Origin of the sequence: Bacillus sp. SIMBA_031 (assembly GCF_046535225.1) — a bacterium.
In the GTDB taxonomy this organism is placed as follows: Bacteria; Bacillota; Bacilli; order Bacillales; family Bacillaceae; genus Bacillus; species Bacillus velezensis.
Map to the genome: position 1 here is coordinate 1 of NZ_JAWRXC010000631.1, position 240 is coordinate 240.

General features: G+C 34.6%; 1 protein-coding gene. It reads left to right on the forward strand.

Annotated features, from left to right (window positions below):
• On the forward strand, positions 1–240 hold a 240-nt coding region (locus SB724_RS21620; RefSeq protein ID WP_410573107.1), incomplete at both ends, for a hypothetical protein.

Below are 240 nucleotides of genomic sequence, written 5' to 3' on the forward strand. Positions count from 1 at the left end.
CAGTCCATTGGATATTATCATAAATCTTTATGATGTCTCCTCTGGAAAATATAGAGAATATGCCCGAATAAAGTCTGAAAAATATAATATGAGTGTGAATGTTTCTGCTCCGTATCCGTTTCACGGAATATCTTTATCCGCTGATACAACCCAACGAAGAACCTATGGAAATTATAAAGGTCTTTCAGGAAAATATAAATTTGATGAAATTGCTTTAGCACACGGTGATCCAGATGCAAT